Annotated in this window: 8 protein-coding genes; 2 read left to right on the forward strand and 6 right to left on the reverse strand. The window is 75.6% G+C overall.

Going from position 1 to position 14980, the window contains the following annotated elements; genetic code table 11:
- Nucleotides 1-161: 161 nt before the first annotated feature.
- The 4 genes from GA0070611_RS18005 to GA0070611_RS18020 all read right to left on the reverse strand — a co-directional run bounded on the left by GA0070611_RS18005 (nt 162) and on the right by GA0070611_RS18020 (nt 8973).
- Nucleotides 162-3701, reverse strand: a complete 3540-nt coding sequence (locus tag GA0070611_RS18005) for an ATP-dependent helicase (protein ID WP_091665757.1) — start codon at nt 3699-3701, stop codon at nt 162-164.
- Nucleotides 3698-7381 (reverse strand): ATP-dependent helicase, encoded by a 3684-nt coding sequence (locus GA0070611_RS18010; protein WP_407940444.1) that lies wholly within the window; start codon nt 7379-7381, stop codon nt 3698-3700. The genes GA0070611_RS18005 and GA0070611_RS18010 overlap by 4 nt, the downstream gene beginning before the upstream one ends.
- A gap of 165 nt (nt 7382-7546) precedes the next feature.
- Nucleotides 7547-8092 (reverse strand): LOG family protein, encoded by a 546-nt coding sequence (locus GA0070611_RS18015; RefSeq protein ID WP_091665763.1) that lies wholly within the window; start codon nt 8090-8092, stop codon nt 7547-7549.
- 2 nt (nt 8093-8094) lie between these two features.
- The gene (locus GA0070611_RS18020; protein ID WP_091665765.1) at nt 8095-8973 is read right to left on the reverse strand and encodes an LOG family protein; all 879 of its coding nucleotides are present in this window, start codon (nt 8971-8973) and stop codon (nt 8095-8097) included.
- Between the two features lie 156 nt (nt 8974-9129).
- Between GA0070611_RS18020 and GA0070611_RS31355 the strand changes: the two genes are divergently transcribed.
- On the forward strand, nt 9130-9285 hold the full coding sequence (locus GA0070611_RS31355; protein ID WP_167604443.1) for a hypothetical protein: 156 nt from the start codon (nt 9130-9132) through the stop codon (nt 9283-9285).
- Between the two features lie 67 nt (nt 9286-9352).
- Here GA0070611_RS31355 and dapE read toward each other — a convergent pair whose 3' ends face one another.
- Nucleotides 9353-10426, reverse strand: a complete 1074-nt coding sequence (gene dapE / locus GA0070611_RS18025) for a succinyl-diaminopimelate desuccinylase (RefSeq protein ID WP_091665768.1) — start codon at nt 10424-10426, stop codon at nt 9353-9355.
- Nucleotides 10427-10505: 79 nt separating this feature from the next.
- On the opposite strand from dapE, the gene dapD reads away from it, so the two are divergent.
- Nucleotides 10506-11462 (forward strand): 2,3,4,5-tetrahydropyridine-2,6-dicarboxylate N-succinyltransferase, encoded by a 957-nt coding sequence (dapD, locus tag GA0070611_RS18030; protein ID WP_091665771.1) that lies wholly within the window; start codon nt 10506-10508, stop codon nt 11460-11462.
- Between the two features lie 133 nt (nt 11463-11595).
- Here dapD and GA0070611_RS18035 read toward each other — a convergent pair whose 3' ends face one another.
- Entirely contained in the window at nt 11596-14973 is a 3378-nt protein-coding gene (locus GA0070611_RS18035) for a S8 family serine peptidase (RefSeq protein WP_091665774.1), read from the reverse strand.
- Nucleotides 14974-14980 lie beyond the last annotated feature (7 nt).

The following is a 14980-nucleotide window of genomic DNA, read 5'->3' on the forward strand; positions in this document are numbered from 1 at the left end:
TGTTGCGGGCCCGAAGGGAGCGTGCCGCAGTGCACGGCACACCTGTCGCTGCTGGTCGCCCCGCCCGGAGAACTCCGGACACAACAAAGAGCGCCTGGGGCCACAATCCGCCAGGCGCACACAGAGTCTCTGGAAACCAAAACTGCAACGAAGTCAACGTATCACGGATGCGCCCGTCCGGTCTCCCCCCGGGTGATTTCCGGTACGCCGGCCACCAACTCGACCAGCCCGGCGGCGTCGAGCAGGTCCGCCGGCCGGACGGTCACCCCGTCGCGGACGTAGTGGAACGCCGCCCCGACCCGCTCCACCGGCACCCCGGCCAGCTCGGCCCAGGCCAGCCGGTAGACGGCGAGCTGCACGGCGGCGGCGTCGGCCTCCCGGCCGGCGGGGCGGCGGCCGGTCTTCCAGTCGACCACGTCGTAGCGCCCCCCGGGGCGGGCGAAGACGGCGTCCATCCGGCCGCGGACCACCACGCCGGCGAGCACCGTGGCGAAGGGCACCTCGACCTCCACCGGCACCCGCTCGGCCCACTCGCTGGCCAGGAAGCGCTCCTGGAGCTCGGTGAGCGCCTCGTCCGGCGCGGCGTCCTCGTCGGCGGCGCCGGGCAGCTCGTCCACGTCGAGCAGCCGGTCGGCGCCGAAGCGCTGCTCCAGCCAGGCGTGGAAGGCGGTGCCCCGCCGCGCGTACGGGCTGGGCTCGGTGGGCATCGGGCGGCGCAGCTGCCGGGCCAGCGCCTCCGGGTCGCGGCGCAGCGCCACCAGCTGGGTCACCGACAGGTGCCCGGGCAGCTCCACGTCGACCGCCTCCGCCCCGCGCAGCAGCTCGGCACGTTCGGCGAGGAGCAGGTCGGCCTCCCGCCGCCACCGGGCCACCTCGGGATCGGCGTCCGGGACCGCCGCCACCTCCGCCGGCACGGATCCGGGACCGGCGTCCCGGGCCGGGCCGGGGCCGGTCTCCCGGGCCGGGCCGGGGCCGGTCTCCCGGGCCGGGCCGGGGCCGGTCTCCCCCGCCGGGCCGGGGCCACCGTTCCGGGCGGCGGCGAGGAGGGCCGCCTCGCGGCGGGCCGCCTCGGGGTCGGCCAGGTACCGGCGGACCAGGCCGGCGGCCTCCGCCAGCGCCGGCCGGCGCGCGCCCAGCGGGTCGGCCGGCCACTCGGCCCGGAGCACCTGCTCGGTGGTCGGGTTGACCGCGTCGCCGGCCGGCTCCGGTGCCCACTCGTCGACCAGGTGCCCGGCCACCCCGTCGAGGCAGGCGTCGTGCACCTCGCGCAGGAAGACCGAGGGACCCCGGAACCGCTTCGTCCCCTCGCCCCACCAGTAGCCGGAGCAGAGCAGCAGCCGGCGCGGCCGGGTCACCGCCACGTACGCGAGCCGGCGCTCCTCCCGCTCGTCGTGGGCCCGCCAGGCGTCGGTGAAGTCCTCCACCGCCCGGGCCACCGCGCGCTGGTCCGCCGCGTCGGCCAGGCCGAGCTCGGGCAGCCCGTCGACGTCGCCGCGCAGCGGGAACGGCAGCACGCCGAGCCCACCCAGCCAGTGGTCGGAGTTGCGCACCGGGCCCGGCCACACCCCCCGGGTCAGCCCGGCCACCGCCACCACGTCCCACTCCAGGCCCTTGGCCGCGTGCGCGGTGAGGATCTGCACCGCTCCCTCCACCACCTCGACCTCGCCGGGGGTGAGACCGCGCTCCTCGTCCTCGGCGGCGGCCAGGTAGGCGAGGAAACCGGCCAGCGTGGCCCCGGGCGTCTCGCCGCTGAACCGGGCCGCGACGTCGCCGAGCGCGTCTAGGTGCCCCCGGGCCAGCCCGGCGTCACCGGTGCCGTCCCGGCCGGCCCGTACCGCCACCTCGACGTCCAGGCCGGTGGTGCGCTCGATGTCCGCGATCAACTCCGGCAGGGACTGGTCGAGCCGGTAGCGCAGCAGCGCCAGCTCCATCCCGTACGCGCGCAACCGCACGTATCCCTCCGCCGAGTACGCCTGCGCGGGCCCCAGGTCGGCCAGCGCCTCGACCAGCGTCGCCTCGTCGAGGGCGTCCACAATGATCTCCGGCCCCTCGTCGCCGGTCAGCTCGCGGCGGGACCGCGCGATGGCCCGGGCCCGCCGGTGCAGGGCCACCAGGTCGCGCGGCCCGATCCGCCAGCGGGCCCCGGTGAGCAGCCGCAGCAGCGCCGCCCCGTCGGTCGGGTCGGCGAGCACCCGCAGGGTGCAGACCACGTCGCGGACCTCGGGGGTGTCCAGCAGGCCGCCCAGCCCGACCACCTCGACCGGCAGGCCACGGGCCCGCAGCGCCGACTCGATCGCCGGGATCTGGCTGCGCAGCCGGACCAGCACGGCGGTGGTGGGGCGGCGCGGCACCGGGATGTGCTCGGGCAGCGCGCCGGGCAGGCCCGCCGCGCCCCGCCAGGCCGCCAGCACGCTGTCGGCGATCCACTCGGCCTCGTCGGCGTACGTCTCCAGCAGAGCGCAGTGCACGGTGCCGGCGGCCCGGCCGTGCGGGCTGCGGTGCGGGATCGGCTCCCGGACGCTGAGCGCGGCGTGCAGCTCGGGCACCCGGGCGCCGGCCGCGCGCAGCGGCACCGAGAGCGCGTTGGCGACCCCGAGGATCTCCGGCCGGTTACGCCAGCTGGTGGTCAGACTCAGCACCTCGGCGGGGGTGCCGTCGGCGTGCGCGAACTCGGTGGGGAACCGGTCCAGCGTGCCGGCGCTGGCCCCCCGCCAGCCGTAGATGGACTGGCAGGGGTCCCCCACCGCGGTGACCGGGTGCCCGCCGCCGAACAGCGCGTTGAGCAGCACCACCTGGGCGTGGCTGGTGTCCTGGTACTCGTCGAGCAGCACCACCCGGAAGCGGTCCCGCTCGATCACGCCGACGCCCGGGTGGTCCCGGGCCACCCGGGCGGCCCGGGCGAGCTGGTCGGCGAAGTCCATCGCCTCGAAGTCGTCCTTGCGCCGGGCGTACGCGCGGACCAGCGGCAGCAGCTTCAGCCGGGTCCGCTGGAGCTGGAGTGCCTTCTTCACGTCCGCGTAGACCCGGCCGGGGCGGGACTGCACATCGGCGAAGAACCGGCCGGTCCAGGCGGCCAGCTCGTCCGGGTCGACGAGGTGCTCGTCCAGCTCCCCGGCGAGCGCCAGCACCGCGTCGGTGACGGTGCTGGGCATCCGGTCCACCTCGGACATGTCCCCGTCGTAGTTGCGCACCAGCAGGTCCACGAGCTGCCAGCGGGACGCCTCGGTGAGCAGCCGGGTGGTCGGCTCGTACCCGGCGCGCAGCCCGTGCTCGGTGACGATCCGCCCGGCGTACGAGTGGTAGGTGGAGACGGTCGGCTCGCCGGCCAGCGGATCGTCCTGCCGGTCGCGGGCCTGCCGGCCGAGTCGCCGGACGAGCTGGTCCAGCCGGGTCCGGACCCGGTGGGCCAGCTCACCGGCGGCCTTGCGGGTGAAGGTGAGGCCGAGTATCTGCTCGGGGCGGACGTACTGGTTGGCCACCAGCCAGACCACCCGGGCGGCCATCGTCTCGGTCTTGCCCGAGCCGGCGCCCGCGACCACCAGCAGCGGCTCGACCGGGGCCGCGATGATCGCCGCCTGCTCCCGGGTGGGGGCCGGCAGCCGCAGCAGTTTCGCCAGCTCGACCGGCGTGTACCGGGGGCCGGCGTCGGCGGCGCGCGGCGCGGGGGTGGTGGCGGCGCCGAACAGGGTGGGCTGGCTCACGGCTGCTCCGGCGGGGGTTCGACGACCTGGCGGCCCTGCCCGGAGACCGGGCAGCTGCTGCGGACCGGGCAGACCCGGCACTTCGAGTTGGCGACCGCGGCGAAGGTGGCGGCGGCCATGGTGTCGGCGGTCCGCCGGACCAGCGCGGTGGCCCAGCCGGCCTCCGGTCCCTCCCCGGCCGCCGCCTGGCTCTGTTCCTTGGCGTCCCTGGCCCCGGTGCCGAGCTGCACCAGCGCGGCGCCGCCGGGCTCGTCGCCGAACTCGCCGAACGCGCCCGCCTCCACCGCCGCCTGGTACGCGCCGAGCTGCGGGTGCTCGGCGACCTCCCGCTCGGTGACGGCGGTCGACTTGCCGGTCTTCAGGTCGATCACCACGAGCCGGCCGTCCGCGTCGACCTCCAGCCGGTCCACCCGGCCGGTCAGCTCGACCGGCCGGGCCGGGTCGTCGAGCCGGACCGCGAACTCGTGCTCGATGGCGAGCAGCCGGCGGGGGTTCCCGGCCAGCCAGCGCAGCAGCTTGTCCACCATCGCCTCGGCGCGCTGCCGTTCCGGGCCGACCATCCAGCGGGCGGCCAGTTCGATCGCGTCGAACCGGGCGGCCACGTACTCCAGCAGGGTGGTCCGGTCGACGGTGGCGTCCTCGGCCAGCATCGCGGCCGCGTGCACCAGGTTGCCCACGCCCTGCGCCGCGCTGGCCGGCGGGCTACCGCCGTGCCGCTCCAGCAGCCACCGCAGGCTGCACCGGAGCGCGCTCTCCATCGCCGACGGGGTGACCCGGACCGGCTCGCCGGGGTCGACCAGGGGCCGGTCGTCGGAGAGGCCGCGCAGCCCCCACCAGTCGTCCGGGTGCGCGCCGGCCACCCCGGCGGCGGCCAGGCGGGCCAGCTCGGCGGCCGCCGCGCGCCGCCGGGTGACCGGTGCGGCCGGGTCGACCACGGCGGTACGCAGCTCCGCGACCAGCGCGGAGAGGGTGAGCCCGCGCGGCGGCAGGGTGACCGGCAGCACGGTCGGCGTCGGGTCCTGCCCGTGCTCGTCCCGGACCGGCACCGGCCCGTCCGGCCGACTCCGGTCCGGGCCACTCCGGTCCGGCCCACTCCGGTCCGGGCCGCTCCGGTCCGGCCCACTCCGGTCCGGTCCGCTCCGGTCCGGCCCACTCCGGTCCGGTCCGCTCCGGTCCGGGCCGGACCCGTCCGGGCCGGCCGGGGCGCTGCCGCCCCCGCCGATGGCGGGCGGTTCACCGGCGGCCAGCTCGTGCAGGAAGCGGCTCGGCTGCTCCTCGTGGTCGTCGCCGCCGACCGCGGCGGAAGCGACCGCGCTGACCAGCAGCCGGTGCCGGGCGCGGCTGACCGCGACGTGGAAGAGCCGGCGCTCCTCGTCCAGCAGCGCCGAGGTCTGCCCGACCAGGCTGGCCCGTACCCCGGCCCCGTCGGCACGCCCGGCGAGCACGTCGACCAGCCGCTCCGAGCCGAGCAGGCTGCCGCGCAGCCGCAGGTCCGGCCAGACGCCCTCCTGCACCCCGGCGATCGCGACCAGGTCCCACTCCAGGCCCTTGGCGGCGTGCGCGGTGAGCAGGCGGACCGCCTCGCCCCGGTCGGCGCTGGCGGCGAGGGTGTCGGCCGGCAGGTCCTGGCCGAGCACGTGGTCGAGGAAGACCTCGGTCCGGGCACCGGGCAACCGGTCGGTGAACCGGGCCGCCGCGTCGAAGAGCACCAGTACGGCGTCGAGGTCGCGGTCGGCGGCCTCGGCCCGCCAGCGCTGCGCGGTCTCGTGCTCGCCGGTGGCCGTCCGGCCCCGGGTGATCGCCCCGGCCCAGCGCTCGGCCAGGCCGCTGTCCCGCCACACCGCCCAGAGCACGTCCTCGACGGTGCCGCCCGGGGCGGCGGCGGCCTGCCGGGCGGTCTCCAGCAACTGCGCCACGGCCTGCGCGGGCGCGGCCCAGCGCCGCTCCACGGCGGCCAGCTCGGCCGGGTCGCGCAGCGCCTCCACGATCAGCTCGCCGGAGGGGCGACGGTCCCCGGCGGCCAGCGCGAGCGCGCGCAGCCCCTGGCGCAGCCGCCGCTCGGCGAGCGGGTCGGCGCCGCCGAGCGGCGAGTGCAGCAGCGCGACGGCCGACTCCTCGTCGAGCCGGTCGGGTTCGAGGGCGCAGCGGAGCAGGAGCAGCAGCGGCGCCACCGCCGGCTGGAGGTGCAGCGGCAGGTCCTCGCCGTGCACCACGGTGGGCACCCCGGCGGTGTGCAGGGCCCGGCGCAGCGACGGCAGCTGCCGCCCGGTGGAGCGGACCAGCACCGCCATCCGCGACCAGGGCACCCCGTCGAGCAGGTGGGCCTCGCGCAGGGCGTGGGCCAGCCAGGCGGATTCGCTGGTGGCCGAGCGGAAGGTGCGCACCTCGACGGCGCCGGGCCGGGCGTCGGGCAGCGGGCGCAGCCGCCGGTGCGCCGCCGGGCCGCGCAGCCGGCGGGCCAGCCGGGCGGTCGCCGCCAGCAGCTCCGGGCCGGCCCGGTAGGAGGTGGTCAGCAGGACCTGGGCGGCGGGTGCCCCGGAGGCGGTGCGGAACCGGTGCGGGAAGGCGGTCACCCCGGCCGGATCGGCGCCGCGGAAGGCGTACGTGGAGGAGTCCGGGTCGGCGAAGGCGACCAGGGACTTGCCGCCCCCGGCGAGGACGTGCAGCAGTTCGAGCTGGGCCGGGTCGGTATCGGCCAGCTCGTCGACGTAGACGTGGGCCAGCCGGCGGCGCTCGGCCGCCAGCAGCTCCGGGTCGTCGCGCAGCATCCCGGTGGCGGCCCGGACGAGTTCCGCCGGGTCGTACGCGATCGAACCCCGGTTGCCGACGTCGCGCAGCGCGAGGACGGCGACGTACTCGCGGAGGAAGCGGGCGGCGGCCGGCCAGTCGGCGCGGCCCAACTTCTCGCCGAGGCGGGCCAGCTCGATCGGACCGACGCCCCGCTCGGCGGCGCGCATCAGCAGGTCGCGGAGCTGTTGGGCGAAGGCGCGCGTGCGGAGCGCGGGGCGCATGTCCTCCGGCCAGCCGACCGGGTCGGCGTCGGGCTCCTCGCCCACCACGTCCAGCAGCTCGCGGATGATCAGGTCCTGTTCGGGGCCGGTGAGCAGCCGGGGCGAGGGCTCGCCCCGCTCGGCGGCGGCCCGGCGGAGCAGGCCGAACGCGTACGCCGGGAAGGTGCGCACCAGCGGTTCGCGGACCACCCGGGCGGCCGGGGCAGGCGGTGCCGTGCCGCCCACCGCCGGTGGCTCGCCGGCGATCCGCGCCTCGATCCGGTGGCGCAGGTCGGTGGCGCCCCGCCGGCCGAAGGTGAGCACCAGGACGTGCTCGGGGTCGACGCCCTCGGCCACCCGGGCGGTGACCGCCTCGACCAGGGTGCTCGTCTTGCCGGTGCCCGGGCCGCCGAGGACCAGCATCGGCCCGTCGGTGTGCGCGACGACCTCGGCCTGCACCGGGTCCGGCCGCCACCGGTCCGGGGTGCTGCCGGGTCGTGGGTGCCCGGCATCGCCCGCTGCCGTGCCGCCGCCCGGCTGCGGGTGCGCGGCATCGCCCGCCGACCCCCCAGCCCGCGGCTCCGCATGGGCCGGCCCGTCGGACCGACCACCCCCCTGCCCCGCCCCGGCGTCGTGGGCGACCCCCGTCCCCACCGCGCCGGGCCGACGCACCAACCGATACGCCTGCACCACCGACATCCCACCACGCCCCTACGACACCCGAAACCTCCCACCGCCGCCGACGCGCCCCAGCTCACGTCGATCATGAGGTTGACGGCACCAACGGAGATTGACTTCGCCGTCAACTTCATGATCGACCCGGTGGGGGCAGCCCGGTGGGGGCAGCCCGGTGGGTCAGGTGAGGCGGGTGTCCAGGAGGTCGAGGGCTTCGCCGACCGTGGGGGCCACCATCAGGAGGTCTCGGCCGGCGGGCTTGAGGAAGTGCTGGTCGGCCAGGGTGTGCAGCCAGTCGAGCAGCGGGCGGTAGAAGCCGTCGGCGTCGACGAGCACCATCGGCTTGTCGTGCAGGGCGAGCGTGGCGGTGGTCCACACCTCGAAGAGCTCGTCCAGGGTGCCGAGACCGCCGGGCAGGGTGAGGAACGCGTCCGATTTGTCGATCATCAGGGTCTTGCGGCTCGCCATGGTGTCGGTGACCAGTAGCTCGTCGGCGGCCAGGTCGGCGACCTCCAGGTCGACCAGGGACTGCGGGATCACCCCGAGGGTACGGCCGCCGCCCGCCCGCGCCCCGTCGGCCAGCGCGCCCATCATCCCGACGCAGCCGCCGCCGCTGACCAGCGTGTGCCCACGCCGGGCCAGTTCCGCGCCGGTCTCGGTGGCCAGCTCCAGCCAGCGGGCGTCGAGGGTCCGGGACGAGGCGCAGAACACGCAGATCGCGGCCACGCTCAGCGCTCCCCGACCCGCCGCGCGCCCGGGCCCTCGGGGGCGGCGTCGGCGGCGGCCTGCTGGTCGGCGGCGACCCGGGCGACCGCCTCCTCGCGGATCGCCTCCTGCTCGGCGGAGAGCACCGCCTCCGCCTCCACGATGTGCCGGACCGCCTGGTCGACGTCGTCGGTGAGGCAGATCAGCTCCAGGTCGGTCGGGCCGATCTTGCCCTCGACGGCCATCGTGTCGCGCAGCCAGTCGAGCAGGCCACCCCAGTAGCGGGTGCCCATCAGCACCACCGGGAAGCGGGTCACCTTGCCGGTCTGCACCAGGGTGAGCGCCTCGAAGAGCTCGTCCATGGTGCCGAAGCCGCCGGGCAGCACCACGAACGCCTGGGCGTACTTCACGAACATCGTCTTGCGGGCGAAGAAGTAGCGGAAGTCGATGGCCAGGTCGACCCAGTCGTTGAGGCCCTGCTCGAACGGCAGCTCGATGCCGAGCCCGACGGAGAGCCCGCCGGCCTCGCCGGCGCCCCGGTTGGCCGCCTCCATCACGCCCGGGCCGCCCCCGGTGATCACCGCGTAGCCGGCGCGGGCCAGCGCGGCGCCCAACTCCTCGGCCATCCGGCACTCGGGGCTGTCCGGCTTGCTGCGGGCCGAACCGAAGACGCTGACCGCGGGCGGCAGGTCGGCCAGGGTGTCGAAGCCCTCGACGAACTCGGAGAGGATGCGCAGCGCCCGCCAGGCGTCCTTGGTCTTCCAGTCCCCCCGACCCCGGGAGTCCAGCAGCCGCTGGTCGGCGGTGCTGGTCGGGATGGCCCGGTTGCGCAGCGTGACGGCACCCCGGTGCCGCTCCCCGCCCGGGCCCCGAGCGGGGGGACGACCGTCGCTCTGGCTCATGCAGCCACCGTAGTGGAGCCGGGCCGGCCGGGCGCGCAGGCCGGGCGGCCGGCGAAATTTCTCGCGATCTTGGGCAACTAATTCGGTCGCTCGTACGTCTTACTATTCACATACGGGGTATGCCCCGGCGCGTTGCCTTCGGGGGAGGAGCAAGCGTTGATCAGTAACACCGAGATGGTCCGGATCCGCCGGCAGATGCAGCGGCGGATCCGGGACGTGGTGGCCGAGCGCCGCCGCGCCCGGATGATGGAAGCCCACGACCTCACCGGCGAGCCCACCGAGTCCGGGACCTCGCTGACCACGACCGTCTGACGGTCGACCGGCACGGCCTCGGGGAGCCCGCGTCACCTGACGTGGGCTCCCCGATCGTGTTCCCCGGTCAGGCGGGGGCCAGCCAGCGGTGCAGGGTCGCCGCGCCGTCGCGGATCTTCGTCAACTCGACGTGCTCGTCCTTGTGGTGCGCCAGGTTCGGGTCGCCCGGGCCGAAGTTCAGCGCCGGGATCCCCATCGCCGCGAACCGCGCCACGTCGGTCCAACCGAGCTTGCCGATCGGCGCCGCGCCCACCGCCGCCAGGAACTCCTGCGCCGCCGGGTTGTCCAGCCCCGGCGCCGCGCCGGCCGCCGAGTCGGTGACCGCCAGGTCGAACCCGGCGAAGACCTCGCGCAGGTGGGCCTCCGCGGCCGCCGGGTCGCGGTCCGGGGCGTACCGGTAGTTGACCTCGATCTCGCAGCGGTCCGGGACGACGTTGCCGGCCACGCCGCCGGTGATCCGGACCGCGTTCAGGCCCTCCCGGTAGTCGCAGCCGTCGATGGTCACCCGGCGGGCCTCGTACGCGCCCAGCCGGCGCAGCACCTCACCGGCGCCGTGGATGGCGTTCACCCCGTGCCAGGAGCGCGCCGCGTGCGCCCGCTCGCCGTGCGTGGTGACCACCGCGCGCAGGACGCCCTGGCAGCCGGCCTCGACGATCCCGTACGTCGGCTCCAGCAGCACCGCGAAGTCCGCGTCGAGCCACTCCGGGTGGGTCTGGGAGACCAGGGTGAGCCCGTTGTACTTCGACTCGATCTCCTCGGCCTCGTAGAAGAAGTAGGTGACGTCGTAGCGCGGGTCGGGCAGGGAGACCGCCAGGTGCAACGCGAACGCCACCCCGGACTTCATGTCGGAGGTGCCGCAGCCGTACATCAGGTCGCCGCGCATGGTCGACGGGAAGTTGTCGTTGAGCGGCACGGTGTCCAGGTGCCCGGCGAGCACCACCCGAGAAGCCCGCCCCAGGTCGGTACGCGCCATCACCGTGTTGGAGTGCCGGTACGTGGTCAGGTGCGGTACGCCGCGCAGCACGTCCTCGACGCAGTCGGCGATCGCCTTCTCGTTCAGCGAGACGGATTCGATGTCGACCAGCGCACGGGTGAGCGCCACCGGATCGGCCAGGACCTCGGGGGTCAACGGGTTCTGCATGCTTCGCACGGTACCGTCAGGTCGGTGAGCGCGAGGAGTGAGCTTGCGAGCCCCGCAGTCGCGAACGAAAGGTAGAACAGTGACGTCCGTATCCGCCTGGGGCATCGGCCTGGCCACGATCACCACTGACGACCAGGTGCTGGACACCTGGTATCCGACCGGCAAGCTGGGACTCGGCGAGCTGCCGCTGGTCCCCGGGGAGGACCAGGCCGACGTGCTCGACCTGCCGCCCGGCGCGGTCGGCGACCGGGCCCTGCCCGGCCTGCGTACGGTCCAGGTGGTCACCGTGATCGGCTCGCTGGACGACCCGATCAAGGACGCCCCCGACGCGTACCTCCGGTTGCACCTGCTCTCCCACCGCCTGGTGCGACCCAACGAGCTGAACCTCGACGGGATCTTCGGCAAGCTGGCCAACGTGGCCTGGACCTCGGCCGGGCCGTGCCCGCCGGAGCGGGTCGACGAGCTGCGGGTCATCGAGCGCGCCGCCGGCCGCCACCTGGCCGTGTACGGGGTGGACAAGTTCCCCCGGATGACCGACTACGTGGTCCCCGCCGGGGTGCGGATCGCCGACGCGGACCGGGTCCGGCTCGGCGCGCACCTGGCCGCCGGCACCACCGTCATGCACGAGGGCTTCTGCAACTTCAACGCCGGCACGCTGGGCACCTCCATGGTCGAGGGCCGGATCGTGCAGGGCGTCGTGGTCGGGGACGGCTCCGACGTCGGCGCGGGCGCGTCGATCATGGGCACCCTCTCCGGCGGCGGCACGGACAAGGTGCGCATCGGCGAGCGGAGCCTGGTCGGCGCGAACGCGGGCATCGGCATCTCGCTCGGCGACGACTGCGTGGTCGAGGCGGGCTGCTACGTCACCGCCGGCTCCAAGGTCACCCTGCCGGACGGTCGGGTGGTCAAGGCCCGCGAGCTGTCCGGCGTGGACGGCCTGCTCTTCTGGCGCAACTCGGTGACCGGGGCGCTGGAGGCGAAGCCGCGGACCGGCAAGGGCATCGAGCTGAACGCGGCGCTGCACGCCAACGACTGACCACCGACCGGAACGGGCCGGGGCGGGTACGCCCCGGCCCGTCATGGTCCGGGCCGGCGGGGAGACCGGCCCGGTGGCGGCTCCCCGGGGGGCGCGTCCCACGTCGCGCCACCGCCGGGAAGCCGCCGGCGGCTCACCGCAGGCGGTACGCCTGGATGATCCGCTCGGTGACGGTGTTGCCGGCGCTGTCCGTCGCGGTGGCCCGCAGCGAGACGTGGCCGGGGCCGGCCGGGTGCCGGACGACCGCGAACCAGCCGCCGCCCCGCTTGTGCAGGTCCGCCTTCCGCCAGGTCTTGCCCCCGTCGTACGAGACGTCGACGGTGAGGCCGGTGACCTTGGCATTCGGCGCGCCGGGCTGCCGCTCGACCGTCACCGGTACGACGAAGGGCCGACCGGCCGGCGCACTGTTGTCCACCGCGAGCGGCGGCGCGAAGCGGACCGCCATGGCGGGCAGCCGCGCCCAGTCCTCCCCGGCGACGTGCCGGGAGCGGAAGGTCCAGCTCGCCGAGACCTCGGTGCTCAGGTCGGTGAAGCCCCGGGTGGCGGTGGTCTCCACCCGGTAGGTGGCCGCACCCGACGGCACCTCGAACTCGCCGTACCCGGCGAAGGGCGACTCGCCGACCAGCTTGCCGTTGCGGTAGAGGGCGGTCCGCTGGGTGTCGGTCAGCGACCCGCCGGCGTGCCCGGCGGCGTCCCCGAAGAGCGGCACGCCGACCGTGATGGTGTCGCCGTTGCGGACGATGCCGTCCTGCGGCCAGCGCGGGCGGGGGAAGGACGGCCCGTACGGCGCGGCGTTCCAGTCCTCCCGGACCGTCCGGCCCGGCCGGTAGCGGACCCCGTTCGCGAAGAGCACGGTCTGCGGGTTCAGCCAGCCCTCCTCGTCCCGGGCGCCCTGGTCCAGCTCGGTGTTCCACCGTGTGCCGCCGTCGGTGCTGTAGTGCTCGACGCGTTGGCCGGGCACGGTGGTGGGCAGGCCGACCGCCCAGCCACCGAGGTCGGGTTCGGTCTGCGGGAAGACCAGTCGTTCCGCCTCCTGGCCCGGGCTGCCGCCCCGGAACCGGTGCACCACCGTCGCCAGGTCCGACGGCCGGTAACGCTTGTCGAAGCCGGTCGGGAAGCGGCCGGGGAACAGGTCGCTGGTGGCGTACAGGTAGGGGCTGCTGGCCGCCTCGATGTCGGCCCACTGGCTGTTCACCGCGCCGACGAAGGTCGACGCCGGGACCGACCCGCCGAGCTGCGCGCTGGTCAGCCCGGTGAAGTCGAACGACAGCAGGCCGAAGCCGTAACCGCCGCCGTCGGCGGTGAACCAGTTCGCCGAGAGGTCGACCAGGGCCGGCGTGGCGTCCCGCTGCGGGACGGTCACCCGGACCGGCTTCGCGGTGCGGGCGTCCACGCTGATCCGCAGGTCCCGGTCCACGGTCAGCTCCGGCTGGGTCAGCATGTCGGCACCGGCCGGCTCACCGGCGGCGTCGGTCTCGAAGATGACGCTGTTCAGCCCGTACACGCCCTTCGGGACGCGGACGGTCGCCTCACCGTCGGCGTCGTAGACGTCGACGGTCCGGTAGGCGTCCAGCCCGACCAGGGTGGTGAAGTACTCGTCCGTCGCCGCGCCGGACCGGTCGCGGTGGCTGACGGTCACGTCGTAGCTCTCCACCTCCTGGTGCACGGCCAGCGGGGTGACCGCCACCGTGGCGCCGGAACGGGCCACGATCCGCCCGGTCCAGTAGCCGTCCGGGCCGCCCCGCCGGGTGTCCGCCGTGACGGTTACCCGGGCGGTACCGCCGGCCGGGACGGTGACCCGGGTGGCGCTCAGCCGGAACATGCCGGCCGGCGGGGTCGCCCCGCCCGGCCCGGTGATCTCGGTGCCGAGGTCGAGGGTGAGCGCGGTCGACCCGGAGTTGTGCCAGGTGACCGTGCGCTCGACCGGCGCGTCGTCGGTGTGCGGCCAGACCGTACGGCCGAAGGACACGCTCGCCGGCTCGCTGGTGAGCTGCTCGGTGATGGCGTGCGCCACGTCCACCCGGCCGGCGCCCTGTTCGTAGGCGGTCTGCTCGGGGTGCGGCTTCGCCGAGGCCATCAGGGTCGCCTTGAGCTGCCCGGCGGCCCAGGCCGGGTGCTGCTGGGCGAGGAGCGCCGCCGAGCCCGCCACGTGCGGGGTGGCCATCGAGGTGCCGGAGAGGGAGACGTACTTGTCCCCCACCGGGTCGCCGATCTGGCCGTGCGCCGCACGGGCGGCGACGATCTCCACACCGGGCGCGGTGATGTCGGGCTTGAGGGCATCGTCGCCGCTGCGCGGGCCTCGGCTGGAGAAGTACGCCAGCGCGTCGTCGCGGTCCACCGCGCCGACGGCGAGCGCGGCGTCGGCGGTGGCCGGCGAGCCGACCGACCCGTCCGCGCCGTCGTTGCCGGCCGCGACCACGAAGAGGGTGCCGGTCTGCGCGGTCAGGGTCTGCACCGCCTGCTCCAGCGGGTCGACCTCCGGGGTGTCCCAGCCACCGAGGCTCATGTTGACCACGTCGGCCTTCTTCTCGACCGCCGCCCACTGCATGCCGGCCAGGATGGCCGAGTCGGCGCAGCCGAACTCCTCGCAGACCTTGCCGGAGAGCAGCGTGGCGTCCGGCGCGACGCCGTGGTACTTCCCGCCGGAGGCGGCGCCGCTGCCGGCGATGATCGACGCGACGTGGGTGCCGTGCCCGACCACGTCGTCGGCGTCCGGCATCTCACTGAAGTTGCGCGAGTCGGCGACCCGGCCGGCCAGGTCGGGGTGGGTGACGTCGATGCCGGTGTCGAGCACGGCGACGGTGACGCCCTTGCCGGTGAGGCCGGCGGCGTAGGCGGCCGGCGCGCCGATCTGCGGCACGCTGTGGTCCAGGTTGACCTTGCGCCTGCCGTCGAGCCAGATCCGGTCGACGCCCCCCGCCGCGTCGACCCGGGCACCCGACCGGTCGGCGGTCAGCGCCGCCCAGACCGTGCCGGCGTCGGACTTGCGCGCGGTGACCGCCGCGCCGCGGATCGCCGGCAGGTCGCGGGTCACCCGGGTGCCGGCCACCGGCGGGCCGCTGCGCCGGGCCACCCCGGCCGGGTACGACACCAGCAGCGGCAGCGAGTCCCGGTGGGCGTCGTCATAGCCGGCCGAGGTCAGCTCGGTGACGTCGAAGAGCCGCCGGTCGACCCGGCCGGAGTGGATCAGCGGCAGGGCGTCCCGGGGCACCACGGTCAGGTGGCCACGGTCGCGGCCGGTCAGGAACCCGATGCCGGACCGACCGGGGCCGGGGCGGACGGCGGCCCGTCCGGTGGCGGTGACGGTGACCCGGTCACCGGTGAGCAGGGTGACGGTGACCGACCGGCCGCCGGCCGCCGGGCCGGGACGGGCGGCGGGGCGGTCCGTCGCGGCGGCGGGAACCGCCCCGGCGGCGGCCGGTGTGCCGAGCACTAGCGCACAGGCGAGGCCGAGACCTGCCAGTTTTCCTCTCTTGCGGAGCAACCTTTCCTCCTTGGGAGACGTCTTCATCGATGCA

It is taken from the genome of Micromonospora auratinigra, from assembly GCF_900089595.1.
In the GTDB taxonomy this organism is placed as follows: Bacteria; Actinomycetota; Actinomycetes; order Mycobacteriales; family Micromonosporaceae; genus Micromonospora; species Micromonospora auratinigra.

Coding starts and splice junctions, on each gene's coding strand:
- GA0070611_RS18020 (WP_091665765.1), bottom strand. CDS start 8,973: ATGAGCCAGAGCGACGGTCGTCCCCCCGCTCGGGGCCCGGGCGGGGAG.
- dapE (WP_091665768.1), bottom strand. CDS start 10,426: ATGCAGAACCCGTTGACCCCCGAGGTCCTGGCCGATCCGGTGGCGCTC.
- GA0070611_RS18035 (WP_091665774.1), bottom strand. CDS start 14,973: ATGAAGACGTCTCCCAAGGAGGAAAGGTTGCTCCGCAAGAGAGGAAAA.